Below are 25,725 nucleotides of genomic sequence, written 5' to 3' on the forward strand. Positions count from 1 at the left end.
CGCCCGGATTGATGCATCAGGTCGATCAGACCCGTCCGAAATTACATCTTGCAGTCGCCGGCATAGGCGTCGGCATGGTTTTCGAGCGCCGGGCCGATCAGCTTGTTGGTGAACACGTCACCTTCCTGAACGACCTCGCGCGCATAGATGTTCTGGATCGGGTGGTGGTTCGATCCGAACGAGAAATCGCCGCGTGTGCTCTCGAAATCTGCGGCCTTGAGGGCGGCTCGGAATGCATCCGCATCGGAGACGTCGGCCTTGTCCATCGCCGAAATCAGCAGGTTGGCGGTGTCGAAACCCTGGCTGGCATAGAGCGACGGCAGGCGGCCGTACTTTGCCTTGAAGCTCTCGACGAACGCCGCATTGGCCGGGTTGTCGAGGTCCTTGTTCCACTGGCTGGTGTTGACGACACCGAGTGCAGCCGCACCCACCGCCTGCAGGATACCCTGGTCGAAGCTGAAGGCCGGACCGACGACCGGAAGGTCGACACCACTGTCGGCATACTGCTTGAGGAAGGAAATGCCCATACCGCCCGGCAGGAAGAAAAACACCGAGTCGGCGCCCGATGCGCGGATCTGGGCGATTTCGGCAGCATAGTCGGTCTGTCCGAGTTGGGTGTAGAGTTCACCCGCCAGATCGCCTTCGAAGAAGCGCTTGTAACCGGTCAGCGCGTCTTTGCCGGCCGGATAGTTCGGCGCGAGGATGAAGCTGTTCTTGTAGCCTGCGCCATTGGCGTAGGCGCCGGCGGCCTCGTGCAGATTGTCGTTTTGCCAGGCAACATTGAAATAGTTCGCATGGCAGCCCTTGCCGGCGAGTGCCGAAGGACCGGCATTCGGAGAAAGGTAGAATTTGCCCTGCGCCGTCACCGACGGGACAACCGCCATGGCGAGGTTCGACCAGATGATGCCGGTCAGGACATCGACCTTCTCGGACTGCACCATCTTGTCGGCAAGCTGCACGGCAATGTCTGGCTTGCGCTGATCGTCCTCGATGACGACCTCGATGTCGCTGCGCCCGGACTGCTCGACGGCGAGCATGAAGCCGTCGCGAACGTCGATACCAAGACCGGCGCCGCCGCCCGAAAGCGTGGTAATCATGCCGACTTTGACTTCGGCAGCGGCAACTGTCGCCGATGCGACCAGCGCAATGCCGGCCAAGAGTGATGTGAGTTTCATGCTGGTCTCCCTCGTCATATTGGCCTGTCCGGACGACTGGACTGGTTGTCTCTCATCGCCCGCCTGACCAGGTGCGCGCATCAAACGCATGGACGATAAAAATGTCCAGACCCTTTGCCGTGCCCGCAACCGCCAACATCCGGCCCATCGGAGTCTGAGCCGGTTATCAACCATCAGGCAGCGCCCGCTTACGCCGCTACATCAGGATGGGCGTCGGCAAAGGCGCTTAACGGCTTGCATCGCTCCGCAACCGCTGAAACTCGCGCCAGGTCGTCATAGCGCGCACCCCACCTGTCGGCGTTGTAGAGCTGTGGAACCAGGCAGCAGTCGGCCATGCTCGGACTATCGCCAAAACAGAACACGGCGCCGTCGTCTTCCTGCAGCAAGCCTTCGAGCGCCACCAACCCTTCGCGGATGAACCTGTTCATCCACGCCCTCTTCACTTCATCGCCACCACCGGCAATCACGGCGGCGTGATTGGCGACACGCAGGATGCAGATCGGATGGATGTCCATGGCGACGGCGTAGGAGAGCTGGCGCACGCGGTACTGCGCCAACGCATCAGTGGGCATCAGACCAGCATCTGGATGCAAGCTGTGCAGATACTCGATGATTGCCAGCGACTGGGTAAACACCTTGCCGTCGATTTCGAGCGCCGGCACGGCGGCCAGCGGATTGATCGACCGAAAGTCGTCGCTGTTGTGCTCGCCGGCCACCAGATCCACCTTCACGCGGTCGAAAGGCCGGTCGGCAAGCCCGAGCGCGATGCGCACCCGATAGGCGGCAGAGGAACGCCAGTAGTCGTAGAGCTTCAAGGTCACATTCCCATCCTTCAGCGCGAGGTCGATTGCAAACGACTGCCGACCGCAGCGGCCAGTGCTTCGGACAACACCACCCGATCACCAATATGATTGGCAAGCAGCAGGATCAACCTTGCGTTGAGCGCCGCGCTGTCCTCATCGGAGAGCCCGTCATGCGCGGCGAGTAGTTCCGCATAGAAGTCGTCGGGCTCGTCGATATTGGGTTTCGTGTTCAGTTCGGCCATCCGTCACTCCTTGCCGCAAGCCGTATTGATGGCCTTGCGCATCGCCGCGTCGTCGAAGCCCGTCCACCGCGCCGCGACATGCTGGTCCGGGCGGATCAGGTAGACTGCGGACCGCGCGGTTCCCAGATATCGCGCCGCAAGCGCGCTGGTCGGGTCGTCGGCGGCACTGACCGCGAAACGCTGCGCGATCACCCCGTCTTCCTCGATGCTGTCCGGCGCGTCGGCATCGATCGTCAGCATGACGAAACCGTTGCCCAGTTTCGGTAACAAGTAGCCATCGCCGAGCGGCGCATCGCAACACGGACTGCCGATCCGGGTTCTTTCCGGTCCGCCGGGTAGATCGTCCGCGCCGTTGAGCGACAGGCCGTCATACGTGCAAGGCACCGACAGCCGGCCGGAATTGACCAGCGGCCTCGCAAAGGCATGGTCCTCCGCCAGGTCCAGAACCGCGTTGCGGAAAGTCCGGCTCATGTTCGATTTCGGCGTGATGAAGTCCGTCGAACGGGTGGAGTTCAAGATGTTCTCGTCGGCGCCGAAGACGCGCTCCTCGCTGTAGCTGTCGAGCAGACTGTCCGGCGCCCTGCCCTCGATTACCAGATTCAGTTTCCAGACCAGATTGTCGGTATCCTGAAGGCCGGAATTTGCGCCCCTCGCCCCGAACGGGCTCACCTGGTGGGCCGCATCTCCGGCGAAGAGCACGCGACCATGCCGGAACTTGTCCATCCGCCGGCACTGGAACGTGTAAATCGACACCCACTCCAGTTCGAAATTGACGCCCTCGCCAAGCATTGCCTTCAGGCGCGGAATCACGTTTTCCGGCTTTTTCTCGTGCTCCTTGTCGATATCCCAGCCAAGCTGCAGGTCGATCCGCCAAACGCCGTCGGGCTGCCTGTGCAGCAGCGCCGATTGCCCGCGATTGAAAGGCGGATCGAACCAGAACCAGCGCTCGGTCGGAAAGTCCGCATCCATGATCACATCGGCGATCAGGAAATTGTCCTCGAAAACCCGGCCGATAAAATCGAGCCCCAGCATGCCGCGCGTCGGCGAACCCGCGCCGTCGCAGGCAATCAGCCAGTCGGCCTCCAGCGTATAGGGTCCGTCCGGTGTGCCGATCTTGAGTTTCAGATGGTCGCCGGCATCCTCAACCGCCTCGACCCGGCTGCCGCCGCGAATTTCGACCGGCGCGTCCGCCTCCTGCAACTGCCTGAGCCGGGCGACCAGATACTCCTCGAAAAAGTACTGCTGCAGGTTGATAAAGGCTGGAAACTCATGCCCCTCTTCGGACAGCAGGTTGAACTCATAGACCCGGCGCTCATCGAAGAACACCTTGCCGAGCTTCCACTCGACGCCTTTCTCGACCATCTCGTGACCGCAGCCGAGGCGGTCGAGGATCTCCAGCGGGCGCTTGGCGAAGCAGATCGCCCGCGAACCGAAGCTGACCTTGTCGTTGTCGTCGATGACGACGACTTCGATACCCTGCTGCGCGCAATCGATGGCAGCGGCCAGACCGACAGGCCCAGCCCCGATGACCACAACCTTGCGGCGCACCGGCGCTTGCGCGTCCTGGTCCGGGTGCCGCTGATAGGGATAAAGCGGCGTTTCGAAAATCTTGTTCACTGCGGCTCCTCCCAAAGCGCAAGTCAGTCGGCGAAATAGGCGGCAGCCGTTGGCGCCCGCATGTACTGCAAGTGGAACTCGTCTAGTTGCGGCGGATCGATCCCTGCGTCGGCGACCATCGTGTGGGCCTGCCCGCGATGATGGACCTGATGCTGAAAGATGTGCAGCAAGATGGAGCCGACCTGCTCTTCCACCGCGCCTTCCGGCCGGTCCGTCAGGCACGTTTCTTGCAAAATCGCGGGCGTCAGCGCGTTGCAGAACCGCGTAAGGCGCAAGTCTGCATCCGCCTGCGCGCGGGCAAGCGCGCTGACACTGGCGATATCATCCTGATCGCGCAACGAGCGGCCCACGCCACCCCCTTCCAGCGCGTCCATGTAATAGAGATCGATGACGTGGATGTGGTTCAGCGTCGCTTTGAGCGAACCGAGGAAACCCGGCCGCGGCGCCGCGAAATCCGCGTCGGACATGCCGGAAATCGCGCTGTAGAGCGTTGCGTTCGCCCAGGCATTGTTGAGCGCCATGGCCAGATAAGGATCGCGCATTTTTCGGCCTACCCCTGCAACGCTTCCCACATCTCGATGTCGCGCTGCGCCGTCCAGATGCGCGGCGTGTCGATGTCGAGCGCCTCGTCATAGGCGCGCGACACGTTGAACGGCAGGCAGTGCTCGTAGATCGCGTAGTCGCCGAATTTCGGATCGCATTCGGCACGCACCGCATCCCACGCCTCCTTCAGGCTGCCGCCGCGCAGCGCGATGCGGGCCGCCGGCCGGTAAGTCGAACGGACGAAATCGCCGGTGGAATCGAGCGCCGCATTGACCATCTCGCTGCCGACGAGCGCGTCGCCGCGCCCCGGCGCGATCGCGTCCAGATTGAACCGCCGGATCGTCTCCAGCGTGCCGGGCCAGTCATGGAAATGGCCGTCGCCGCAATAGCAGGCGGAGTGGTACTCGACGATGTCGCCGGTAAACATCACGTTGGCGTCCGGCACATAGATGACCGCATCGCCGGCGGTATGCGCGCGGCCAACCTGCATGATGTCGACGCGGCGCTGTCCGAGATAGATGCTCATGCGGCCGTGAAACGTCGTTGTCGGCCAGGTCAGCCCGGGAATGCTTTCATGCCCCTCGAACAGGCGCGGGAAGCGCTGGAACTCGCTGTCCCAGTCCTCCTTGCCGCGTTCGGCGACCATCGCCCTCGCCTTCTCCGACATGATGATCTGCCCGGCTCCGAAGGCCGACGCGCCAAGTACGCGCACCGCGTGATAGTGCGTCAGCACGACATGGGTGATCGGCTTGTCGGTGACCTCGCGCACCTTCTCGATCACCTTGCCGGCAAGGCGCGGCGTGGCCTGCGCCTCGACGATCATCACCGAATCGTCGCCGATGATCACGCCGGAGTTCGGATCGCCTTCGGCGGTGAACGCCCAGAGATCGCGGCCGACCTCGGTAAAGCTTATCTGCTTTTCGGCGAGATCGCCCTGCGATGCGAATGACTTGGCCATGTATCCTCCGTACGGCGCCGATCTCCGGAATTCGACCTTGCGGCGCGGTCCTCATTGGTTACGTTTGTGACGATCATTTTTGTAACTTACAAGGCAAGCATGGGTCTGACGCTCGAATCTTTCCTGCCCTACCGGCTCAACCGGATCGCCGAGGCCGTCGGCAATGAAATCCGCCCCGTCTACAAGGATACATTCGGGCTGAACCGGCCGGAATGGCGCGTGTTGGCCGCGCTGGCAGATATCGGCCCGGCGACCGCGACCGAAATCGGCGCGCACTCGACCCAGCACAAGACGAAGGTCAGCCGTGCGGTCACCGCGCTCGAGCAGCGGCGTTGGCTCACTCGCGAAACCGATCCGAATGACCGCCGCTCCGAGATCCTCAGCCTGACGGCAAAGGGACAACGCGCCTATTGCGACCTCGTCGAGCCGATGCGCCAATGCGAGGCCGGCATACTCGACCGGCTCGACGCCGAAGACCGGACCGCGCTCGAAAAGGCGCTGGACGCGCTGGAGACCACGCTCGATCTGCGCAAGCGCGGGTAGTCTTGCGTCACCCATGACAAATCCGCCCCTCTCCGACCACAGCACGATTGGCGAACTGGAAGCCGCAGGCGCCAACGTTACTGCGATCTGCCGCAGTTGCGGCACGGCGGCCTCGGTCAATCTGCGGACCATGCGGCTTTCGTTCGGCGCGGCCACCCCGTTGCGGCGCATTGCGTTGCGCATCGCTTGTACCGGCTGCGGCGCGGCAGATTGCAGCGTTCATGTCACGGACAGCCGCGACGACTGACCGGGCTGCGACGAAAGATGCCCCGGCCCGCCATTGCCTCGGTCGGCCATTGCGATAAGAAACCAGCACAAGCGCAACCGGTCGAGGAGCGGCATCGATGGCCACCGAACTCAACAATCTGTTCCCGCTAAAGGACGCCGATACGCCCTGGCGCAAACTGACCGATGCGCATGTCGGCACGGACACGTTTCGCGGCGAAGACATTCTGGTGGTCGAACAGGAAGGCATCCGCATGTTGTCGGAGACAGCTTTCGGCGATATCAACCACCTGCTTCGCCCCGGTCACCTGAAACAGCTGGCCTCGATCCTCGACGATCCCGAAGCGACCGACAATGACCGTTTCGTCGCCTATGACCTTCTGAAAAACGCCAACATCGCGGCGGGCGGCGTGCTGCCGATGTGCCAGGACACGGGCACCGCCATCGTCATGGGCAAGAAGGGCCGCCGGGTGTGGACCGATGGCGGCGACGAAGACGCGGTCGGTGCCGGCGTGCTCGATGCATATACGAAACGCAACCTGCGCTATTCGCAGCTCGCGCCACTGTCGATGTTCGAGGAGAAGAACACGCGCAACAATCTGCCCGCCCAGATCGACATCTACGAGGAAGGCGAAGACGCCTACAAGTTCCTGTTTGTCGCCAAGGGCGGCGGCTCGGCCAACAAGACGTTCCTTTACCAGGGCACGCCATCGCTGCTCACCCACGATCGCATGGTCGAGTTCCTGAAGGAAAAGATCCTCACCCTCGGCACCGCCGCCTGCCCGCCCTATCACCTCGCCATCGTGATCGGCGGCACGTCCGCCGAGATGAACCTGAAGACCGTCAAGCTCGCCTCAACGCGTTACCTCGACACCCTGCCGACCAAGGGTTCGGAACTCGGGCACGCCTTCCGGGACCTCGCCATGGAAGCCGAAATCCACAAGGCGACGCAGCAGACCGGCGTCGGCGCGCAGTTCGGCGGCAAGTATTTCTGCCACGATGTGCGCGTCATCCGCCTGCCGCGCCACGGCGCATCGCTGCCGATCGGCATCGGCGTTTCCTGTTCTGCCGACCGCCAGGCGCTCGGCAAGATCACCAGGGACGGCATCTTCGTCGAGCAGCTCGAGGCCGATCCGTCGAAATACATGCCGGATATCGACGAGGAAAAACTGTCATCGCATGTGGTCAGGATCGATCTCAATCAGCCGATGCAGCAGATTCTGAGCGAATTGTCGAAACATCCTGTAAAGACGCGCCTTTCCCTGACCGGTTCGATCATCGTCGCGCGCGATCTCGCGCACTCGAAGATCCGCGCCCGGCTGGAAGCCGGCGAGCCGATGCCCGACTATTTCAAGAACCACCCGATCTACTACGCCGGTCCGGCCAAGACGCCGGAAGGGTTCGCCTCCGGCTCGTTCGGGCCGACGACGGCCGGCCGCATGGATTCCTATGTCGACCAGTTCCAGTCCTTCGGCGGCTCCATGGTGATGCTCGCCAAGGGCAACCGCTCGCGCACCGTCCGCGAAGCCTGCGGGAGGCATGGCGGTTTCTATCTGGGCTCGATCGGCGGACCGGCGGCGCGACTGGCACAGGACTGCATCAAGAAGGTCGAGGTCGTTGAATACCCCGAACTCGGCATGGAGGCGATCTGGCGCATCGAGGTCGAAGACTTCCCCGCCTTTATCGTCATTGATGACAAGGGCAACGACTTCTTCAAGGAGTTGAACCTGAGCTGACGCCGGTTTCTCTACCTGACCGGACTACCACATCGTCCTGGCGGCGCGGCCAGCCCACTCCTTGTCATAGGTCTTGCTGTCAAAATCACCCTTCGACTGCGCCTTCAGCACATCGCCGGCGGTCGGGACCGCCTGCGGTTCGACATGATGCGCGGGGTCCCAAAGCTTCGCGCGCAGCACGGCGCGTCCACACTGCGTATAAACCTCGTTGACGGTCACGACCACCGCCGAGCGCGGCGCCTTGCCGTCCCGCTCGAAACTCGCCAGCAGGTCCTCGTCGACCGTGACGATCGCGGTCCCGTTCAGCCGGATCGTGGTGTGCGAACCCGGGATCAGGAACAGCAGCGCGACCCGGTTGTCGCGCACGATGTTGCGCAGGCTGTCGATGCGGTTGTTGCCGCGCCGGTCGGGGATGACCAGCGTCTTGTCGTCAAGGATGCGGAATGCGCCACCCAATTCGCCGCGCGGTGAGCAGTCGAGCCCCTCAGGGCCGCTCGTCGCCAGGGCGAAGAATGGCGAGGCTTCCAGGAGCGCCCGGTATTCCGCCGTGATCCGGTCGGCGACCTTGAGCACAGACGCTTCGCCGGGCGACCCGTAGATCGCTTCCAGCGCGTCTTCCGTTGTCACCGGCGGAAATTCTCTCATCGTTCCAGGCCTTTTTCTGCAAGCTCTGCGAGATGCGCCGCCCATTTTTCGTCCTTCTCGCGGCCCATTTCGAGCAGATAGGCCCACGAGAAGATCCCGGTGTCATGCATGTCGTCGAAGACGATGCGCACCGCATAATTGCCGACCGGCTTCATCTGCATGATCTCGACATTCTTCTTGCCGCCGACGGTAATCCGCTGGTCAGGCGAATGTCCCTGCACTTCCGCCGAAGGTGACATCACCCGCAGCATTTCCGAGCTGAGCGTGTGCGTTTCGCCGGTGTTGAAGGCCACGGTCAATTGTCTGCGGTCCTTGGACACCCGCAATTCCGTCGGCCAGACTGGCTGCTCGCTCATTTGGATCTCCGTCCGCGACACGGCGCGGACTTTCTTTCTCTTGTCAGTTCAGGTTATTGAACCATTTGTCATATTCAGGAAACGACCAGTCTTGTCACCCATGCCCGACGATATAGTTCTTCCCGACCGTGCCACAATGACCGATCCGTTCGGACGCGACATCACCTATCTGCGGGTATCGGTGACAGATCGCTGCGACTTCCGCTGCACTTATTGCATGTCGGAACAGATGACCTTTCTGCCGAAGAAGGACCTGCTTTCGCTCGAGGAACTCGACCGGCTGTGCACGGTTTTCATCGAGAAGGGCGTACGCAAACTCCGGCTGACCGGCGGCGAGCCGCTGGTGCGCAAGAACATCATGCACCTCATTGCGCAACTCGGGCGGCATATCGAGGCCGGCGCGCTCGAAGAACTGACGCTGACCACCAACGGTTCGCAGCTCACCCGCTTCGCCAAGGACCTCCACGCCGCCGGCGTTCGGCGGATCAACGTCTCGCTCGACACGTTGGATGCCGACAAGTTCAAGTCCATCACCCGCTGGGGCGATTTGAAACGCGTGCTCGACGGCATCGACGCCGCCCAGAATGCTGGCCTCGCCATCAAGATCAACGCTGTCGCCCTGAAGGGCTTCAACGAGGCCGAGATCCCCGACATGCTGCGCTGGGCGCATGGCCGCGACATGGACATGACGGTCATCGAGACCATGCCGATGGGCGAGATCGACGAAGACCGCACCGACCGGTACCTGCCGCTGTCGCTGTTGCGCGCGAACCTTTCCAGGGAATTCACGCTGACCGACATCCCGTTCAAGACAGGCGGCCCGGCTCGCTATGTCGAAATTGCGGAGACCGGCGGCCGGCTCGGTTTCATCACGCCAATGACGCACAATTTCTGCGAGAGCTGCAACCGCGTGCGACTGACCTGCACCGGCACGCTCTATATGTGCCTCGGCCAGGACGATGCAGCCGACCTGCGCGACCCGCTGCGCGCGTCAGAAGGCAATGAATTGGTCGGCGCGGCCATCGACGAGGCCATCGGCCGCAAGCCGAAGGGCCACGATTTCGTCATCGACCGGCGGACGAACAGGCCGGCCGTATCGCGCCACATGAGCGTTACCGGGGGATAATACCTCCCCCTCTTGCCCAGGAAAGTGCGTCCATGACGGCCAATCTGCGGGCCTCGCTTCTGATGGCGGCGTCCATGTCCGGCTTCACCTTGAACGACGCACTGGTGAAATCGCTCAGCGACGAGATAAACGCAGGTCAGGTGATGGTCGTGCGCGGGCTGATCATGATCGCGTTTCTGTCCGCATATATCCGCCTCGCACGCGTGCCGATGCCGCTCCGCAGCGTCGGATCGCCCCTGATCGCGCTGCGGGTTACCGGCGAATTGCTGGCGACCGTGTTCTTTCTGACCGCCCTTTTCAACATGCCCCTCTCCAATGTAACGGCCATCCTCCAGGCGCTGCCGCTTGTCGTAACTCTCGGCGCGGCGCTGTTTCTCGGCGAGCCAGTCGGTATCAGAAGGTTCGTGGCCATTCTCATCGGCTTCGCCGGCGTCCTGATCGTTCTGCGCCCGGGGCTCGAGGGTTTCTCGGTGTACGGTCTGCTCGTCGTGCTGGCGGTGATCTGTGCCGCCACGCGCGACCTGGCGACCCGTCGGCTTCCTGGTCGCATCCCGTCGCTGCTGGTCACCATGCTGACGACTGTCGCTGTCACACTCTTCGGAATGCTGCTGGTTCAGCCGCTTGGCGGCTGGGCACCGATGAACTGGGATATCCTCTGGCGACTGGCCGTCGCGTCCGCCTGTCTGTTCGTCGGTTACCAGTGCGTCGTCCTCGCCATGCGTGACGGCGACATCCACGTGGTCGCGCCGTTTCGCTACACCAGCCTGCTCTGGGCGATAGTGCTGGGCGTCCTGTTCTTCGGCGAGTTTCCCGATGGATTGACCATGATGGGCGCGTCGATCATTGTCGCGACCGGCATTTATACGCTCTATCGCGAGCGTGTGGTCTCGCGCGGCGCAGCGGATGCTGCCCGTTTGGCCACGACACCGCCATCGACACATGGAACATGAGCTGTCGCAATCGATCATTGCGACATCAAACACCGGAGAGCTTGGAAATGCGCTTGCGGTACACGCCTATCCTGACGATCGTTGCCCTGTTGGCAGCGCCAATTGCATCCGTTGCCGATGGTTGGGAACCCGTCGATCTGCTCGCTGTGGCGAAGGCTGCCTATCCCGGCGAACTCTGCTGGTGGGAGCGTGTCGAAGAAGACCTTGACCGGATCGCGGCTCATACCCTGACCTATCGTCTCGAATACGATCGTGCCGAAGATCCGGAAAGAACCGCGAAGCTATATGAGGTCCCGTGCTTCTTCGGAGCCTACAATTTCGGTTCGGTCTGGTTCATGGACAAGGAATACGATGGGCTGGTTCCGCTGCATTTCGCGGAACCGGTTGTCGATGTGCGCTATGGCGACGAGGACCATGCCATACTGGAAGAAATGGCGGTCATCGGCTTTGGCAGCAGTCCGACCGTCGTGAACGGATTGTTTGATCCCGAGACCAGGGAGATAACCGGCTTCTCGAAATGGCGCGGCTTGGGCGATGCTGCGTCATCGGGAACGTGGACATTTCGCAATGGGGACTTCGTACTGACCGCATACTCCGTCGATCCGACCTTCGACGGCGAGATCAACCCGATTGTCGTCTATCCCGCTACGAGCGAGTGACACCTTCCCGGTGTCGAGAGACGGCTCCGATTGATACGGTGACAAATCCCGCACGTGACGTCGCGATGGCGGCAAGCTAGAAGTGCCGCGCCCCGATCGCGACCTGGGGCGCACGTTTCAATCCGGCCCGGAAGGGCTCACTATGACCTTGACGAGATCCAGCGGCGCGGCGGAAACCGAAGCTTCGGTTTCCGGCAGTCCGGCATCAGGCTCCCACAATCTCATGGCAATTGCCTTCATGGCAATCGCCATGACGCTGTTTGCGTTCTCCGACATGCTCATCAAGCTGGCCTCGTCCGATGTCGGCGTTGGCCAGATCCTGACCATCCAAAGCGCAATCAGCATCGCCTATTTCGGCCTCATCTGCTGGAAGCGCAAAGAGCGCGTCAGCCGCGCCGCCCTGGTCTCTGCACCGGTCCTGATACGGAACTTTGGCGAGGTCGTCGGCATTCTCAGCTTTGTCACAGCATTGACCTTGATCCCCATCAGCAACGCGTCGGCGATTCTGCAAGCCACACCGCTCGCGCTGACGCTAGGCGCCGCGCTGTTCCTGAAGGAGCCCGTCGGATGGCGCCGTTGGAGCGCCGTTGCGGTCGGTTTCGCCGGCATGCTGATTATCGTGCGGCCCGGCATGGAGGGATTCGACCAAGCTTCGCTGCTGGCGGTCGTGGCGGTTTTCGCTTTCGCGGCGCGCGATCTGGGAACCCGGGCGACGTCCGCGAGCATTTCGACGGAGATGATCGCGCTTGTCGCGAGCATATGTGTCGGACTGGCTGCCATAGTCCTGCAAACGACCACCGGCGAGTGGACTGCTATGCAGCCCCGCATTCTGGCGATGGTGCTGACGGCCTCGGTGCTTGGGGTCGCCGGCTTCCATTGCCTGCTGGTTGGCGTGAGAAACGGCGAGGTCTCGGTCGTCGCGCCGTTTCGCTATGTGCGCATCATTGCCGCGATCGGCATCGGCTTTGTCGTCTTCGGCGAGGAACCTTCGATCTATACATATGCCGGTACGCTGTTGATCGCGGCGAGCGGCCTCTACACGCTCTATCGCGAACAGATTGTCCGCAACCGCGCGCGAGAAACCGCGCAATGACAGCCCGGTTCGAGGCCGGGTCGGCCGAGCAGAACCATTCGGGCCCGCGGCCCAGCCTGCTGACTCTCATTCTGTTGTCAGCGGTCAGCCCGCTGGCGATGAACGTCTTCGTACCATCCATGCCCAGCATAGCGGCGGATTTCGACGCGCCTTACGCGCAAGTCCAGCTTGGCCTTTCGCTCTACCTGATCATGGTCGCCGCGATGCAGGTCGTCGCCGGCCCGCTATCCGACACTTACGGCCGCAAGCCGGTGATCCTCACCGGCGTCATCATGTTCATGATCGGGACGGCGATGTGCCTGTGGGCGCAGTCGGTTCCGGTGTTCCTGGCGGGCCGCGTTATCCAGGCGGGAAGCGCCGTCGGCCTTGTCCTGTCGCGTACCATCGTCCGCGACATCTATCCGCGTGAGAAATCGGCAAGCATGATCGGATACATGGTCATGGGCATGGCCGTTGCGCCGATGCTCGGTCCGGCGCTCGGCGGATTCATCGACCAGTTCGCCGGCTGGCGCATGTCCTTCGTCCTGCTTGGGGTGTTCGGGCTGTTTTCGCTCGCAACGGTTCTGTTCAACCTTCCTGAAACGAACCGCTATCGCGGGACGCCGTTGCGCGAGCAGCTTGCCGCCTATCGGATGCTGGCAGCCGATCCGTTGTTCTGGAGCTACGCTGCCGCCACCAGCCTGGTTTCCGCGATGTTTTTTAGTTACCTCGGCGGCGGGCCGGCCGTGGCGACGACACATTTCGGCCTTGGCCCCGGCATGACGGGCATCTACTTCGCCATCGTCGCCATTGGCTACATTTTCGGCAATTTCCTGTCGGGCCGGTTTTCCGAGCGTCGCGGACTCGAGCGGATGATTCTCGACGGCACGATCATCGGCGCCAGCGGACCGGGATTGATCGTGCTGAGCCTGGCGTTCGGCTTCGACAACCCGTTGGCGGTCTTCCTGCCCGTTGCGCTGATTGGTGTCGGCAACGGCATGGCCTTGCCCAACGCGACCGCTGCGGCCATCAGCCTGCGCCCGGAGGTCGCCGGGGCCGCCTCGGGTCTTCTCGGCACCGCGCAGGTCGGCCTCGGCGCGGCAGTTTCGATTGTCGCCGGCATTCTGGTCGGCGCGCATGGTTCGCCGCTTGCGTTGGGTCTCCTGCTGTTGTTGTTCGGCGTCGCGTCGATTGTCGCAAGCGTCCTTGCGTCCCGGCTTTCACGCGCGCGCTGAACTTCTGCCGATTGCGGTCGGGTTCGGAAAAAAGCATAGTCGCGCCATGTCGCAGCTCAGAGATATCGCCGGTTCGAATGACGCCGACACGCTCGTTGTCGCTCCCGATCCGCTTGCGCCCGGTCTGTCGGTCGCCGTTTCCGGCATCGATCACACCGGCGCCGGGATCGACACGCGAGTCGTCACCGAAAAGCCGCTGACCCTGTTCCTGAACCGCCAGGAAATCGTCACCATGATGACGATCGGCGATCACCCGGAACTGCTGGCGATCGGCTACCTGCTCAACCAGCGCATGCTGGAGCCCGACAATCCGGTCACCGGCGTGGACTATGACGCCGACCTCGATGTCGTCATCGTGCGCACCGAACGCGAGACGGACTACGAGGCGAAGCTCCAGAAAAAGGTTCGCACGTCCGGTTGCGCGCAGGGGACCGTCTTCGGCGACGTCATGGATGGCTTCGAGACAGTGTCGCTCAGCGCGGAGGCGCAACTGAAGACGTCATGGCTCTATGCGCTCACCAGGGCGATCAACACAACGCCGAGCCTCTACCTGGAAGCCGGCGCGATTCACGGCTGCGTGCTGTGCGAGAAGGACCGGCCGCTCGTCTACATGGAGGATGTCGGTCGCCACAACGCGGTCGACAAGATCGCCGGCTGGATGCATGTCAACAATGCCGACCCGGCTTCGAAGATATTCTACACGACCGGTCGCCTGACCTCCGAGATGGTCATCAAGACCGTGATGATGGGCATACCCATCCTCGTCTCGCGCTCCGGTTTCACGGCCTGGGGAGTGGAACTCGCCCGCAAGGCCAATCTGACGCTGATCGGACGCGCCCGCGGCCGCCGCTTCATCGCGCTGTCGGGTACCGAGCGGATCGAATATGATCTCGATCCGCAGACGGTGGTAGACGAGGACCGCAAGTCGGCGCGCAAGGGAGCAGGCGATGACTGAACCCGCCACGATCGCCGGCGCGGTGCTGGCCGGCGGGCAATCGCGCCGAATGGGTGCCGACAAGTCGCAACTGCTCTTGGGCGGCGTACCTCTGGTCGAACGCGCGGCGATGCGGCTAGCGCCGCAAGTCGCCGAAGTGGCGATCAACGCCAATGGCGATCCGCAGCGCTTTGCAAACCTGGGACGGCCTGTCATAGCGGATATCTTTACCGGGTTTTCCGGTCCGCTGGCCGGTGTCCACGCCGCGATGTGCTGGGCGGCCGGGCGCAACCGCGGCTACACCCATGTCGCGACCGTGGCGGCCGACACGCCGTTTTTTCCGCTCGATCTGGTGTTGCGGCTGTTGGCCGGTGCCGCCGACGGCGAAACCATCGCGATGGCGAGTTCGGGCGGCAACCGCCATCCGGTCTTTGGATTGTGGCCGGTTTCACTGGCCACCGACCTGGGAACCTGGCTGACAGAGACCGACACCTACAAGGTGATGGCATGGGTCAAGCGCCACCGCCTTGAGATGTGCGACTTTCCCTTGGACCGCGACGGAACGGACCCGTTTTTCAACGCCAATACGCCGGAGGAGTTTGCCGCAGCCGAGCGCATGCTGCAGATCACCGCCTCATGAACGACACACCCCGCATTTTCGGGATCGCCGGATGGAAGAACTCCGGCAAGACCCGCATGACCGCCGCCCTTGTCGCCGAACTGAGCGCCCGGGGGTGGACGGTCTCGACGATCAAGCATGCCCATCACGCCTTCGACATCGATCGCGAAAACACCGACAGCTGGCAGCACCGTCAGGCCGGCGCCGCCGAGGTGGCGATCGTATCGCAGCGCCGCTGGGCGCTGATGCACGAGAACCGGCAGGACGAAGACGAACCGTCGCTTGACGAGATCCTCGGCCGGCTTTCCCCATGCGACCTCGTGCTGGTCGAGGGCTACAAGAGCGCGCGCCATGCCAAAATCGAGATGCGGCGCAACCTGTCCACCACCAAGGCGCGTCTGAGCGACACCGATCCTGGCATTGTCGCCATCGTCACCGACGATCCGAAAAACGCCGCGACGAACCTTCCCGTGTTCGGCCATGACGACATCGCCGCCATCGCCGATCTCGTCGAGCGGCGCAGCGGACTGGTCAAGGACAGCGCCGCATGAACAACCGCACCGGCGCGCGCCGCCTGATCGACGACTGCTTCCTCAACGACGCCGAGCGGATGCGGCATGACGATGTCGTTGCGCTTCTGCGCGAACGACTGACGCCGGTAACCGGCGAGGAGACAGTGCCGCTCGCCGCCGCGCATCGCAGGATCGCCGCCGTCGATATCTTCGCAGCCCGGCCAGTGCCGCTGCATTGCAACGCCGCGGTCGACGGCTATGCCTTTTCCCATGCGGACTATCTGGCGCGCGGCGGCAAGCTGGCGCTGGCCGGGCGACTTGCCGCCGGCAGCAGTGGCGACCTGGAGCTGGCGGCGGGCCAGTGCGCGCGCATCTTCACCGGGGCGGCCATGCCGGCGGGAGCCGACACCGTCGCGATGCAGGAGGACTGCGTCGTCGACGACAGCGACGTCCGCATTCCCGAAGGGCTGCGAGCGGGTGCGAACCGCCGCGACGCCGGCGAGGATCTGGCCGAAGGCGATGCGGTCATCACCGCCGGACAATCCTTGCGCCCGCAGGACATCGCCGCGCTCGCCTCTCTCGGTCTCGGCACCGTCGCCGTGCGCAAGCCGTTGCGCGTGGCGATCATGTCGACCGGCGACGAACTGGTCGCGCCGGGCGGCGCCATCCGTCACGGCCAGGTGTTCGATTCCAACTGCGTGATGCTGAAATCGCTGGTCGAGGCGGCGGGCGGCGTGGTGACGGAACTTGGGATCGTGCGCGATTGCGCCGACCGTATCCGCGATGTCCTATCGCACAGCGCCGCCGACCATGACCTCGTCCTGACCAGCGGCGGTGCGTCGCGCGGCGAGGAAGACCACATGCTCGATGTTCTGGACGTGCTCGGCACCCGGCATCTGTGGCAGATCGCCGTCAAGCCGGGCCGGCCGATGATGTTCGGCCAGATCGCCGATTGCGTCGTCATCGGCCTGCCCGGCAATCCGGTCGCGGCCTTCGTCTGCTTTCTGCTCTATGTGCGCTCCGCCATGCGGCTGCTCGGTGGCGCGGTCCACCTTGAACCGGTCCGCTATCCGGTGCGCGCCGGATTCGCGATTGCCAACAAGAAGCCCGACCGGCGCGAGTTTCTGCGCGGACGGCTGGACGTCTCGGATGGCGGCGCTTTGACGGCCATGAAGTATCCGCGTGACGGATCGGGGCTGATTTCGGGCCTGCGTGCCGCCGACGGCCTGATCGAAATCGGCGAGGATGTTGCCGCTGTCCGCGAGGGCGATACGGTAGTCTTCATTCCCTTCAACCAGTTCTGGGATTTCTGACCATGACCGTTGCCCGACCGACCGTCGCCGACAGGTTCGGCGGATACGCGAGAGTGTCGATCATCCTGCACTGGTTTTCGGCGGCCGCACTGCTGTTTCTGTTTCTGCTGCACGACGATCCGGTCGTCGCGGTCCATATCGGCTTCGGTTTCGTGCTGGCGCCGGTACTTGTCGCGCGCATCGTGTGGCGGCTCAGCCGCGGCTTTCCGCGGGTCGCGGACCAACGCCGGACGCTCAACGTGGCTTCGCGACTGATCAAGCTGTGCCTGCTTGCCTCGGTCCTGATGCTTGTGGTGACCGGCTTTCTGTTGATCCCATTCAGCGCGGAGCCGCTGCGGGTGTTTTTTCTGCCGCCTCTTGAAATCCCGTTGCAGCCGCGTCCGCGGGCGGCCCAGATCGTCGGAACGATGCACGCCTGGACCGCCTACATTCTCGTTATCCTGGTCGCGCTGCACGTCGCCGACGGTCTCAAAAGCTTCCTGATCGACGAGAACTCGATCCTCCGCCGCATGCTCCGGCCCGTCGAAAAAGGGTTCTAACCTCAGCGATTCTGCAGGCCCCGGCCTTTTTAGGAGTTGCATTCGGCCGGGAAACAGTGGGAAAGTTCGCGCTTACACCCGGCTAAGGGCGGGCGTTCTCACAGGCATTACAATGCCTTGTACTGCAGATAACGTTAAGAGGAAACAGACATGCGTTTCACCAAAGGTTTGATGACGGCGGCGGCCGCACTCCTGCTGGGGTTCGGAACCGCACATGCCGATATGATGAAGGTCAAGATCGGCACCGAAGGCGCCTACCCACCCTTCAACAATCTTGAGGCGGATGGCACCCTGGTCGGTTTTGACATCGACATCGCGAAGGCGCTTTGCGCCGAGATGAAGGCCGACTGCGAATTCGTCACCCAGGACTGGGACGGCATCATTCCGGCCCTGCTCGCCGGCAAGTTCGACGCTATCATCGCCTCGATGTCGATCACCGAGGAACGCAAGGAAAAGGTCGACTTCACCGCGAAGTACTACAACACCCCTCCGGCGCTCGCCGTCCCGAAGGATAGCGACATCGCCGACACCAGCGACGCCGCGCTGTCCGGCAAGACGATCGGCGCGCAGTCTTCGACGACCCACTCCAACTACGCCGAAGAGAAGCTTTCGTCGGCCGAACTGCGGCTTTACCCGACCCCCGACGAGTACAAGCTCGACATCGCCAATGGCCGCATCGACGCCGTTATCGACGATGTGATTGTGCTGTCGGAATGGCTGGCGACGGATGACGGTGCCTGCTGCAAGCTGCTGGGTACGCTGGTTCCGGATCCGGTGATCAACGGCGAAGGCGCAGGCATCGCCCTGCGCAAGGGCGAGGATGAACTGCGCGAAAAGTTCAACGCCGCCATCGAGGCGATCCGCGCCAATGGCACCTACAAGGAAATCAACGACAAGTATTTCGACGTCGACGTTTACGGCGGTTGACATGACTTTTTCCGGCCGACCTCACTGGCCGGCCGGTTTCGCCAAAGTCATTTGGCGATGCAAATGACCGACATGCGGGGCCGATGGACAACTATCTGACGCTGCTCAGCTTTGGCGATCAGGGCTGGAGCGACGAAATCGCACAGGGCGTATTCGTCACCGTTTCGCTGGCGCTCGCCACATTGCCGGTCGGCCTGTTTCTCGGCTTCCTGATCGCGCTCGCCAAGCAGAGCGAAGAATGGGCACTCCGCACTTCGGCCGAGATCTACACGACGATCTTTCGCGGCCTTCCGGAACTGCTGACACTGTTTCTGGTCTATTACGGGATGCAGATCGGCATCCAGCAGGCGTTGAAGGCGCTCGGTTTCGAAAGCTATATCGAGATCAACGCATTCCTGGCCGGTATCATCGCGCTTGCCCTGGTGTTCTCGTCCTATGCCAGCGAGGTGTTCCTGTCGGCCTTCCGCGCCATCCCGCAAGGCCAGTATGAAGGCGGCTATGCGCTCGGGCTGCGCTACCGGCCGGTCATGCGCATGATCATCCTGCCGCAGCTGATCCGCATCGCGCTGCCCGGTTTGGGCAATCTTTGGATGATCCTGTTGAAGGATACGGCACTGGTTTCGGCCATCGGACTTGCCGACATCATCCGCCAGAGCGGCGTCGCCGGACGCAACACCAAGGAAGCCTTCCTGTTCTATGGCATTGCCTTCCTGCTCTATCTCGTGCTCGCGCTGCTGTCGTCGATCGCGCTCGGCCGCATCGAGGCCTATGGCAAACGCGGGGAGCAGACCTCATGACCGCGGTCGCCGAGCACCGGGATATCGGGGAACGCGCGCCACCTGATCTGCGCAGGCCCTGGACCGCGTCCCGCGTGGCCGGCTGGCTAATGCTGCTGTCATGGGGCGTCGCGACGGTCGGCCTCATCTGGTTCCTGTATAGCGAATGGAATATCGACAAGGTCGAACGCTACGGACCGAAGTTCATCTCCGGGTTGTGGGTGACCATCGAGCTTGTCGGCATTTCCTTGATCATCGGCGCCATCCTGTCGCTGCCGGTTGCGTTGGGCCGCATGTCACGCAATCCGCTGTTCAGCCGGCTTGCCTTCGCCTATGTCTACGTGTTTCGCGGCACACCGCTGCTCGCCCAGCTCTTCCTGATCTATTACGGGCTTGGCTCGTTCAGCGACCAGCTCAAGGCGGTCGGCCTGTGGTTCTTCTTCCGCGACGCCTGGAATTGCGCGCTGTTCGCGTTTGTGCTGAACACGGCGGCCTATCAGGCCGAGATCCTGCGCGGCGCAATCGAAAGCGTGCCGCGCGGTCAGTGGGAGGGCGCCGGCGCGCTTGGTCTCAACCGCATCCAGACATTCTGGAAGATCATCCTGCCGCAGGCGCTCGTCGTCGCGCTGCGGCCCTACGGCAACGAGATCGTGCTGATGCTGAAGGGCTCGGCGATTGTCGCGCTCGTCACGGTCTACGACCTGATGGGCGAAACGCGGCGCGCCTTCTCGCGCACCTATGATTTTCAGGCCTATATCTGGGCGGCCGTGTTCTACTTCGTTCTCGTGCAGACATTGCAAAACATCTGGAACCGGATCGAAGTGGTTCTGACACGTCACCTCAAGCGGTGAAACTATCGGCACCGTGGCGCCGCAGCCACGACAAAAAAATCTTCGCCGACGGTCGGAGGACGCCCGGGCGCGTGACTATGAAATAGCCGCTGCCCCGTGCTTCGTCCTCGAACAGGACCCGCAGCGTTCCAGCCTTGATGTCAGGCTCGAGAAACGCCCGCGCCGAAGCGGTGATGCCGGCTCCATTCTTGAGTGACTCCAACATCATCCAGCCAGGCATATGCGTAACATCCAGCTTGCCGGGTGCGATCACGCCCTGCCTCTCGAGCCACATCGACAGTTCATTGGTGCCGAGTTCCTGAAGCCATGGATAATCTATGAGTTGCTCGGGCGCGGTGAATTCCTTGTCACCGACAAGCCTTGTGGACGCGACGACGACCCATGTAGTTGGCAACAGCATTTCAGCATCCACACCTTTCCAGTTGCCGTCTCCATAGCGGATCGCGATATCCACACCACCCGGCGCCAGATCGATCACTTCGGACGTCGGATTGAGCATCATCTCGATATCGGGATGTTCCATGCGGAAATCCCCAATCCGCGGCATCAGCCAGCTGACCGCAAATGTTGGCGTCATGGTCACCTGCAGCGGCCGGCCGGCTTCCGTATCGGACAGCGCATCGACCGCATCGCGGATCTCCACGAAAGCCTTTTCGAGGCGCGTGGCGAGCTCCTTGCCTTCGGCCGTGAGTGCAACGCCGCGCCCCTGCCGGGTCACAAGCGGGGCTCCCAGATTCGCCTCCAGCGCGCGCACCTGCTGGCTGACAGCCGCATGGCTGACATTCAATTCACGGCCCGCGCGCGAAAAACTGAGCGTGTCGGCGACCGCCGAGAACGCCCGCAAACTGTTGAGCGATGGAATGCCGCGCCAATCCATATGTTAGTTTTTCCAATATATTGAAATTATTGCTGGCTCGCATTTCCCTACGTCTTCTGCGATCAACATGCAAGCAAACATGACAGATGGAGAGAACCATGCTGAACGTATTCTCAAGGGCCTTCATGATCGCAGCGCGGGCGCCCTATGAAATCCGCCCCGTCGAATCGACGGAAGAACTGCGCAGCGAGGACCGGCGCAGCCTGCGCCGGATCTACCACGCGCCGAACCGTCGCGGTCTGCGTTGACCCGCCATGCCCTGCACAGGGGGCGTGGTGCCGCAGTCAAACCGGATTCAGCGTTTGAACGCGGTTCCTTATGGGTCTATCTCTCTCGCGAATAAGCGAGAAGGAAGTCTCAAATGGCAAAAGCCGCGTTCATTGGCCTCGGCGTGATGGGCTACCACATGGCTGGCCACCTGGCCGTTACGGGCGGTCATGAGGTCACGGTCTACAACCGGACGACATCCAAGGCCGAAAAGTGGGTCACCGAGTTCGGCGGCGCGCATTCCGACACGCCGGCAGGTGCGGCGGCGGACGCCGATTTCGTCTTTGCCTGCGTCGGCAATGACGACGACCTGCGCGCGGTGACGATCGGGACGGATGGCGCGTTTTCCGCCATGAAGCCGGGTTCGATCTTCATCGACAACACCACCGCATCGGCCGATGTCGCGCGCGAATTGCGTGCCGCCGCCGACGGTCTCGGCTTCGGCTTCATCGACGCACCGGTCTCCGGCGGTGAAGCCGGCGCGATGAACGGCGTGCTGACGGTGATGTGCGGCGGCGATCCTGATGTCTTCGATCGCGCCAGGCCGGTCATCGAGAGCTTCGCGCGCATGGTCGGCCTGATGGGGCCGACCGGCTCCGGCCAGTTGACCAAGATGGTCAACCAGATCTGCATCGCCGGGTTGGTTCAAGGGCTGGCCGAAGCCATTGACTTCGGCACCAAGGCCGGCCTCGACATGCACAAGGTGATCGACGTGATCTCCAAGGGCGCCGCCGGCTCCTGGCAGATGGAAAACCGCCACAAGACGATGATCGACGGCGCGTACGATCACGGTTTCGCCGTCGACTGGATGCGCAAGGATCTCGGTATCGTGCTCTCGGAGGCCGACAACAACGGCGCGGCGCTGCCGGTCACGGCGCTTGTCGATCAGTTCTACAAGGAGGTTCAGGCGATGGGCGGCAACCGCTGGGATACGTCCTCGCTGCTCGCCCGCCTGAAGGCGTTCGATGGCGGGTGAGCCGTCGCCGGACTGGACAGCCGCCGAGGTCATCGAACATCTGAAGTCGCTTGCCGACGCCCGCAACGTGGCCGGCATGGGCCGCTACGGCATCAACGTCGACAACGCGCTCGGCATCTCCAACACCGTGCTGCGTCCCATCGCCCGCGCCATAAGCCGCAATCACGCGCGGGCCGGCGCGCTCTGGCGTTCCGGCATCCGCGAAGCCCGCATGCTGGCACTGTTTACCGAAGAGCCGAAGAAGGTCACCGCTGACCAGGCGCGCGCCATGGCCGCGCAGTTCAACTCCTGGGAGATCGTCGACCACAGCGCCGACCTGTTCCGCTCGGCAGGCCTGATCGACGAACTGATCCCGGAATTCGCCGCCGACGAGCGCGAATTCGTCCGCCGCGCCGCCTTCGCCATGATCGTGTCCGGCACGATCCACCTGAAGAAGCGCCCCGACAGTGAGGTGCTGGAATGGCTGCCGCTGATCGAGGCGCATGCCACCGACAGCCGGAACTTCGTGCGCAAGGCCGTCAACTGGGCCTTGCGGCAGATCGGCAAGCGGTCGCTCGCCTGTCACGCGCCGGCGCTGGCGCTGGCCGGGAAACTCGCGGCGTCACCAAACAAGACCGAACGCTGGATCGGCGCCGACGCCACGCGCGAGTTGCGCGCAGAAAAGACGCTCCAGCGCCTCGCCGCCAAGGCTGCGAGGGTGAAGTCCTGACGATCAGAATCCGCCTGCGGCTTCTTCGATAATCTCCGACAACATTGTGTTGACGGTGTCGCGCGCGCCGCCTGCCGGCAGGCTGCGGAATCCGACCGTCACCTTGCCCGGCGTCTCCGCCGCTTCGTAGACGAACACCACATAGGGACAATAGGCGATGTCGGCGGCATCCTCTTCCATCACCTTGCGTGACACGACCGCCGAGCAGAAAGTGAAGAATTCTGCATCGTTGTAGAGTTGCTTGGTGGCGCCGACATCGGCGGCCGTGCGCTTCAGCATGTCGCCGATAAAGCCGTGGTAGTCGATCGCATAGCCGCGATTGACGATCGCGTCTTCGGCGGCCTGCGCCACATCGCCGAAGGCGCTGTCGCTTTCCAGCGTGACGACATCGTCACCCGCAGCCAAGGCTGCTGTCGCGCATGCCGCAAACGCCAGGGCCGCAATGCCGGATTTCAGAATTCGACTGCCTGTCATGATCGCTCCTCCGTTGACATATGCCAATTAGCATATGTTTCGGGTGGAGCGTTGATAAAAGTCAAAACCGCTCAGGGCTTGTCGAGCACCATGTAATCGAGCGGCAGTTCCGTCGTGTACTTGATCTGCTCCATCGCAAAGGCCGATGAAACGTCGCGGATTTCGATCTTCTCGATAAGCCTCTGATAAAATGCGTCATAGGCGGCGATGTCGGGCACAACGACACGCAGCAGATAGTCCACGTCACCGCTCATCCTGTAGAACTCGGCGACCTCCGGAAACTCGCCAATGACTTCGGAGAAGCGCTTCAGCCATTCGATGGAATGCGAATTGGTGCGGATCGACACGAACACGGTGACGCGCGTGTTGACCTTGCCCGGATCGAGCAGCGCCACCCGCTTGCGGATTACGCCGTCCTCTTCAAGTTTCTGGATCCGCCGCCAGCACGGCGTCGTCGACAATCCGACCTTCTTGGCGAGATCGGCCACGGCGATTGTGGAGTCTTCCTGAAGCAGCCTCAGGATACGGCGGTCGAGCTTGTCCATGGAACGATACCTGAAATCATTTTGCGCATCACGCGCGGATACAACAGGTATACGCAAATTTTTTCCATTTCCAAGGGTAGATCACACAATCAACCGCCGCACCTCCGCGCGCAAAACCGGCAGCAGCTCGGCCTCGAACCACGGGTTGCGCCGGATCCAGGCATTGTTGCGCCACGACGGATGCGGCAACGGCAGGATGCGCGGGCCGGCCCGCACCGCCTCCGACGGCGCTTCGAAGCTTTCTCGCCAGGCGCGCACAGTCTCGGTCAAGGTCGGCCTCGCGGCAGCGCCCAGATGATAGGCCTGCGCATAGCGGCCGATCGCCACGACCAGTTCGAGCTGCGGCATGGCGGCAAACACCGCGTCGTGCCAAGTTGCGCGGCATTCGCGGCGCGGCGGCAGATCGCCGCCCTTGGCGTCATGGCCCGGAAAGCAGAAGCCCATCGGCACGATGGCAAGCCGCGATGCGTCGTAGAACGCGGCCTCGTCGATCCCCATCCATTGGCGCAGCCGGTCGCCGGACGGATCGGTGAAGGGACGCCCCGAACGATGCACCCGGATGCCCGGCGCCTGGCCGCAAATGCCAATGCGGGCCGTTTGCGACATGACGCAGACCGGATTGGGTTCATGCGCCAGCGGTGCGCCGAAGCGTGGCTCGTCACGGCAGACGCGGCAGCCGCGGATGGCGTCCGGCAGACTGCCCTGCCCGCCCGTCATGCCCGATAGCTGGGCCGCTCGCGCACCTCGTCATACCAGCGCCGCAAATGCGCGAACTCCTCGGGAATGCGGATGCGTGCCGGCTTGCAGAAATCGGCCGCGATGACGGCGGTGATATCGGCCACCGAGAACGTGTCGCCGGCGACAAACCGGCGGTTTGCGAGTTCGCCATCCAGCAATTCGGCGAAAGCGATCGCCCTCGGTTTGTTTGCCTCGCCCCAATCGGCGACCTGCGGCACTTCCCATTCGCGCATTGCCGGATGCAGGTGGCGGAACGCCTGCGCGACCGTGAACAGGAAGTTCAGTTCGGCCCGACGCTGCCACATCTCGACCGCCGCCTGCTCGAATGCGTCGCCGCCAAACAGCGGCGGTTCAGGGCACAGCGCCTCGAAATAGCGGCAAATGGCAATCGATTCCGTCAATACCCGGCCATCGGGCAGTTCCAACACCGGCAAACGTTGCAGCGGATTGCGCGCGGTGACCTCCTCGCCACGATGGCCAAGCGCCTCCATGTCGACCGGCACCAGCGGCACCGATATCCCCTTCTCGGAGAGGAACATGCGCACGCGGCGCGGGTTCGGCGCGCGTCCGCCATCGAACAGTTTGAAGCCGGAAAAATCGTGTGCGCTCATCGTTTGTCCTCCCGCGACGGGCCCGGTCCGCGGTTGTGGCAGCTTCTCCTGCGCAACTCAATATGCCGGTTATCACCTTTCGGTTGTCTCTACGGCAATGTGCACTGGCGCGAGCAGCGAAGTCTGATCTTTGAAGGGAGTTCTTAACGATCTGGCAATAATGTTTGTTCAC

The 25,725-nt window shown here is 62.8% G+C and carries 32 protein-coding genes; 19 read left to right on the plus strand and 13 right to left on the minus strand.

Annotated features, from left to right (window positions below):
* Nucleotides 1-41 precede the first annotated feature (41 nt).
* The 6 genes from ACO06R_RS13735 to ACO06R_RS13760 form a co-directional block, all read right to left on the minus strand.
* Nucleotides 42-1,175 carry an ABC transporter substrate-binding protein gene (locus ACO06R_RS13735; RefSeq protein ID WP_421850902.1) on the minus strand — a complete coding sequence of 378 codons (1,134 nt, stop codon included), beginning with the start codon at nt 1,173-1,175 and terminating at the stop codon, nt 42-44.
* A 188-nt stretch (nt 1,176-1,363) separates the two neighbouring features.
* Entirely contained in the window at nt 1,364-1,996 is a 633-nt protein-coding gene (gene maiA / locus ACO06R_RS13740) for a maleylacetoacetate isomerase (RefSeq protein ID WP_421850905.1), read from the minus strand.
* An 11-nt stretch (nt 1,997-2,007) separates the two neighbouring features.
* The gene (locus tag ACO06R_RS13745) at nt 2,008-2,220 is read right to left on the minus strand and encodes a DUF2783 domain-containing protein (RefSeq protein WP_421850908.1); all 213 of its coding nucleotides are present in this window, start codon (nt 2,218-2,220) and stop codon (nt 2,008-2,010) included.
* 3 nt (nt 2,221-2,223) lie between these two features.
* Entirely contained in the window at nt 2,224-3,837 is a 1,614-nt protein-coding gene (locus ACO06R_RS13750) for an FAD-dependent oxidoreductase (RefSeq protein ID WP_421850910.1), read from the minus strand.
* Between the two features lie 23 nt (nt 3,838-3,860).
* Nucleotides 3,861-4,379, minus strand: a complete 519-nt coding sequence (locus ACO06R_RS13755) for a DinB family protein (protein WP_421850913.1) — start codon at nt 4,377-4,379, stop codon at nt 3,861-3,863.
* An 8-nt stretch (nt 4,380-4,387) separates the two neighbouring features.
* A complete protein-coding gene (locus ACO06R_RS13760; protein WP_421850916.1) occupies nt 4,388-5,338 on the minus strand; it encodes an MBL fold metallo-hydrolase in 951 nt (316 codons plus the stop codon).
* A gap of 99 nt (nt 5,339-5,437) precedes the next feature.
* Between ACO06R_RS13760 and ACO06R_RS13765 the strand changes: the two genes are divergently transcribed.
* From ACO06R_RS13765 to ACO06R_RS13775, 3 genes are all read left to right on the plus strand, one after another.
* On the plus strand, nt 5,438-5,881 hold the full coding sequence (locus ACO06R_RS13765; RefSeq protein WP_421850919.1) for a MarR family winged helix-turn-helix transcriptional regulator: 444 nt from the start codon (nt 5,438-5,440) through the stop codon (nt 5,879-5,881).
* A gap of 13 nt (nt 5,882-5,894) precedes the next feature.
* The gene (locus ACO06R_RS13770) at nt 5,895-6,128 is read left to right on the plus strand and encodes a hypothetical protein (protein ID WP_421850922.1); all 234 of its coding nucleotides are present in this window, start codon (nt 5,895-5,897) and stop codon (nt 6,126-6,128) included.
* 97 nt (nt 6,129-6,225) lie between these two features.
* Complete coding sequence (locus ACO06R_RS13775; protein WP_421850925.1) at nt 6,226-7,842, plus strand: fumarate hydratase; 1,617 nt, start codon at nt 6,226-6,228, stop codon at nt 7,840-7,842.
* 24 nt (nt 7,843-7,866) lie between these two features.
* On the opposite strand, the gene ACO06R_RS13780 is transcribed toward ACO06R_RS13775, so the two are convergent.
* Nucleotides 7,867-8,487, minus strand: a complete 621-nt coding sequence (locus tag ACO06R_RS13780; RefSeq protein ID WP_421850928.1) for a pyridoxamine 5'-phosphate oxidase family protein — start codon at nt 8,485-8,487, stop codon at nt 7,867-7,869.
* The gene (locus tag ACO06R_RS13785) at nt 8,484-8,843 is read right to left on the minus strand and encodes a gamma-butyrobetaine hydroxylase-like domain-containing protein (protein WP_421850931.1); all 360 of its coding nucleotides are present in this window, start codon (nt 8,841-8,843) and stop codon (nt 8,484-8,486) included. Before ACO06R_RS13785 ends, ACO06R_RS13780 begins: the two co-directional genes overlap by 4 nt.
* A gap of 100 nt (nt 8,844-8,943) precedes the next feature.
* On the opposite strand from ACO06R_RS13785, the gene moaA reads away from it, so the two are divergent.
* The 13 genes from moaA to ACO06R_RS13850 all read left to right on the plus strand — a co-directional run bounded on the left by moaA (nt 8,944) and on the right by ACO06R_RS13850 (nt 20,356).
* Nucleotides 8,944-9,969: a GTP 3',8-cyclase MoaA gene (gene moaA / locus ACO06R_RS13790; RefSeq protein WP_421859414.1), complete on the plus strand. Its 1,026-nt coding sequence runs from the start codon at nt 8,944-8,946 to the stop codon at nt 9,967-9,969.
* Nucleotides 9,970-10,001: 32 nt separating this feature from the next.
* On the plus strand, nt 10,002-10,919 hold the full coding sequence (locus ACO06R_RS13795; protein WP_421850934.1) for a DMT family transporter: 918 nt from the start codon (nt 10,002-10,004) through the stop codon (nt 10,917-10,919).
* Nucleotides 10,920-10,966: 47 nt separating this feature from the next.
* The gene (locus ACO06R_RS13800) at nt 10,967-11,578 is read left to right on the plus strand and encodes a DUF1176 domain-containing protein (protein WP_421850937.1); all 612 of its coding nucleotides are present in this window, start codon (nt 10,967-10,969) and stop codon (nt 11,576-11,578) included.
* A 142-nt stretch (nt 11,579-11,720) separates the two neighbouring features.
* The gene (locus ACO06R_RS13805; RefSeq protein WP_421850940.1) at nt 11,721-12,671 is read left to right on the plus strand and encodes a DMT family transporter; all 951 of its coding nucleotides are present in this window, start codon (nt 11,721-11,723) and stop codon (nt 12,669-12,671) included.
* Nucleotides 12,668-13,885 carry a multidrug effflux MFS transporter gene (locus ACO06R_RS13810; protein WP_421850943.1) on the plus strand — a complete coding sequence of 406 codons (1,218 nt, stop codon included), beginning with the start codon at nt 12,668-12,670 and terminating at the stop codon, nt 13,883-13,885. The genes ACO06R_RS13805 and ACO06R_RS13810 overlap by 4 nt, the downstream gene beginning before the upstream one ends.
* 46 nt (nt 13,886-13,931) lie before the next feature.
* Complete coding sequence (fdhD, locus tag ACO06R_RS13815; protein ID WP_421850946.1) at nt 13,932-14,840, plus strand: formate dehydrogenase accessory sulfurtransferase FdhD; 909 nt, start codon at nt 13,932-13,934, stop codon at nt 14,838-14,840.
* Nucleotides 14,833-15,459: a molybdenum cofactor guanylyltransferase MobA gene (mobA, locus tag ACO06R_RS13820; RefSeq protein ID WP_421850948.1), complete on the plus strand. Its 627-nt coding sequence runs from the start codon at nt 14,833-14,835 to the stop codon at nt 15,457-15,459. The genes fdhD and mobA overlap by 8 nt, the downstream gene beginning before the upstream one ends.
* On the plus strand, nt 15,456-15,989 hold the full coding sequence (gene mobB, locus ACO06R_RS13825; RefSeq protein ID WP_421850951.1) for a molybdopterin-guanine dinucleotide biosynthesis protein B: 534 nt from the start codon (nt 15,456-15,458) through the stop codon (nt 15,987-15,989). Before mobA ends, mobB begins: the two co-directional genes overlap by 4 nt.
* Nucleotides 15,986-17,263 (plus strand): gephyrin-like molybdotransferase Glp, encoded by a 1,278-nt coding sequence (gene glp / locus ACO06R_RS13830; RefSeq protein WP_421850954.1) that lies wholly within the window; start codon nt 15,986-15,988, stop codon nt 17,261-17,263. The genes mobB and glp overlap by 4 nt, the downstream gene beginning before the upstream one ends.
* A 2-nt stretch (nt 17,264-17,265) precedes the next feature.
* On the plus strand, nt 17,266-17,802 hold the full coding sequence (locus ACO06R_RS13835; RefSeq protein ID WP_421850957.1) for a cytochrome b: 537 nt from the start codon (nt 17,266-17,268) through the stop codon (nt 17,800-17,802).
* Between the two features lie 150 nt (nt 17,803-17,952).
* Nucleotides 17,953-18,729: an ABC transporter substrate-binding protein gene (locus ACO06R_RS13840; RefSeq protein ID WP_421850960.1), complete on the plus strand. Its 777-nt coding sequence runs from the start codon at nt 17,953-17,955 to the stop codon at nt 18,727-18,729.
* A gap of 83 nt (nt 18,730-18,812) precedes the next feature.
* Nucleotides 18,813-19,526 (plus strand): ABC transporter permease, encoded by a 714-nt coding sequence (locus ACO06R_RS13845; RefSeq protein ID WP_421850962.1) that lies wholly within the window; start codon nt 18,813-18,815, stop codon nt 19,524-19,526.
* Nucleotides 19,523-20,356 carry an ABC transporter permease gene (locus tag ACO06R_RS13850; protein ID WP_421850965.1) on the plus strand — a complete coding sequence of 278 codons (834 nt, stop codon included), beginning with the start codon at nt 19,523-19,525 and terminating at the stop codon, nt 20,354-20,356. Before ACO06R_RS13845 ends, ACO06R_RS13850 begins: the two co-directional genes overlap by 4 nt.
* On the opposite strand, the gene ACO06R_RS13855 is transcribed toward ACO06R_RS13850, so the two are convergent.
* Nucleotides 20,346-21,233, minus strand: a complete 888-nt coding sequence (locus ACO06R_RS13855) for a LysR family transcriptional regulator (RefSeq protein WP_421850968.1) — start codon at nt 21,231-21,233, stop codon at nt 20,346-20,348. The genes ACO06R_RS13850 and ACO06R_RS13855 overlap by 11 nt on opposite strands.
* A 98-nt stretch (nt 21,234-21,331) precedes the next feature.
* On the opposite strand from ACO06R_RS13855, the gene ACO06R_RS13860 reads away from it, so the two are divergent.
* From ACO06R_RS13860 to ACO06R_RS13870, 3 genes are all read left to right on the plus strand, one after another.
* The gene (locus ACO06R_RS13860) at nt 21,332-21,481 is read left to right on the plus strand and encodes a hypothetical protein (RefSeq protein WP_421850971.1); all 150 of its coding nucleotides are present in this window, start codon (nt 21,332-21,334) and stop codon (nt 21,479-21,481) included.
* Between the two features lie 113 nt (nt 21,482-21,594).
* A complete protein-coding gene (locus tag ACO06R_RS13865) occupies nt 21,595-22,476 on the plus strand; it encodes an NAD(P)-dependent oxidoreductase (protein ID WP_421850974.1) in 882 nt (293 codons plus the stop codon).
* Nucleotides 22,466-23,185 carry a DNA alkylation repair protein gene (locus ACO06R_RS13870; protein ID WP_421850977.1) on the plus strand — a complete coding sequence of 240 codons (720 nt, stop codon included), beginning with the start codon at nt 22,466-22,468 and terminating at the stop codon, nt 23,183-23,185. Before ACO06R_RS13865 ends, ACO06R_RS13870 begins: the two co-directional genes overlap by 11 nt.
* A 3-nt stretch (nt 23,186-23,188) precedes the next feature.
* On the opposite strand, the gene ACO06R_RS13875 is transcribed toward ACO06R_RS13870, so the two are convergent.
* From ACO06R_RS13875 to ACO06R_RS13890, 4 genes are all read right to left on the minus strand, one after another.
* Nucleotides 23,189-23,659 carry a DUF302 domain-containing protein gene (locus tag ACO06R_RS13875; protein WP_421850980.1) on the minus strand — a complete coding sequence of 157 codons (471 nt, stop codon included), beginning with the start codon at nt 23,657-23,659 and terminating at the stop codon, nt 23,189-23,191.
* A 71-nt stretch (nt 23,660-23,730) separates the two neighbouring features.
* Nucleotides 23,731-24,204, minus strand: coding sequence for an Lrp/AsnC family transcriptional regulator (locus ACO06R_RS13880; protein WP_421850983.1), 474 nt, complete (start codon nt 24,202-24,204; stop codon nt 23,731-23,733).
* 81 nt (nt 24,205-24,285) lie between these two features.
* Nucleotides 24,286-24,921 carry a uracil-DNA glycosylase family protein gene (locus tag ACO06R_RS13885; RefSeq protein WP_421850986.1) on the minus strand — a complete coding sequence of 212 codons (636 nt, stop codon included), beginning with the start codon at nt 24,919-24,921 and terminating at the stop codon, nt 24,286-24,288.
* The gene (locus tag ACO06R_RS13890) at nt 24,918-25,553 is read right to left on the minus strand and encodes a glutathione S-transferase (RefSeq protein WP_421850990.1); all 636 of its coding nucleotides are present in this window, start codon (nt 25,551-25,553) and stop codon (nt 24,918-24,920) included. Before ACO06R_RS13890 ends, ACO06R_RS13885 begins: the two co-directional genes overlap by 4 nt.
* Between the last annotated feature and the right edge of the window lie 172 nt (nt 25,554-25,725).

Source organism: Oricola sp. (genome assembly GCF_965230365.1).
Taxonomy (GTDB): Bacteria; Pseudomonadota; Alphaproteobacteria; order Rhizobiales; family Rhizobiaceae; genus Oricola.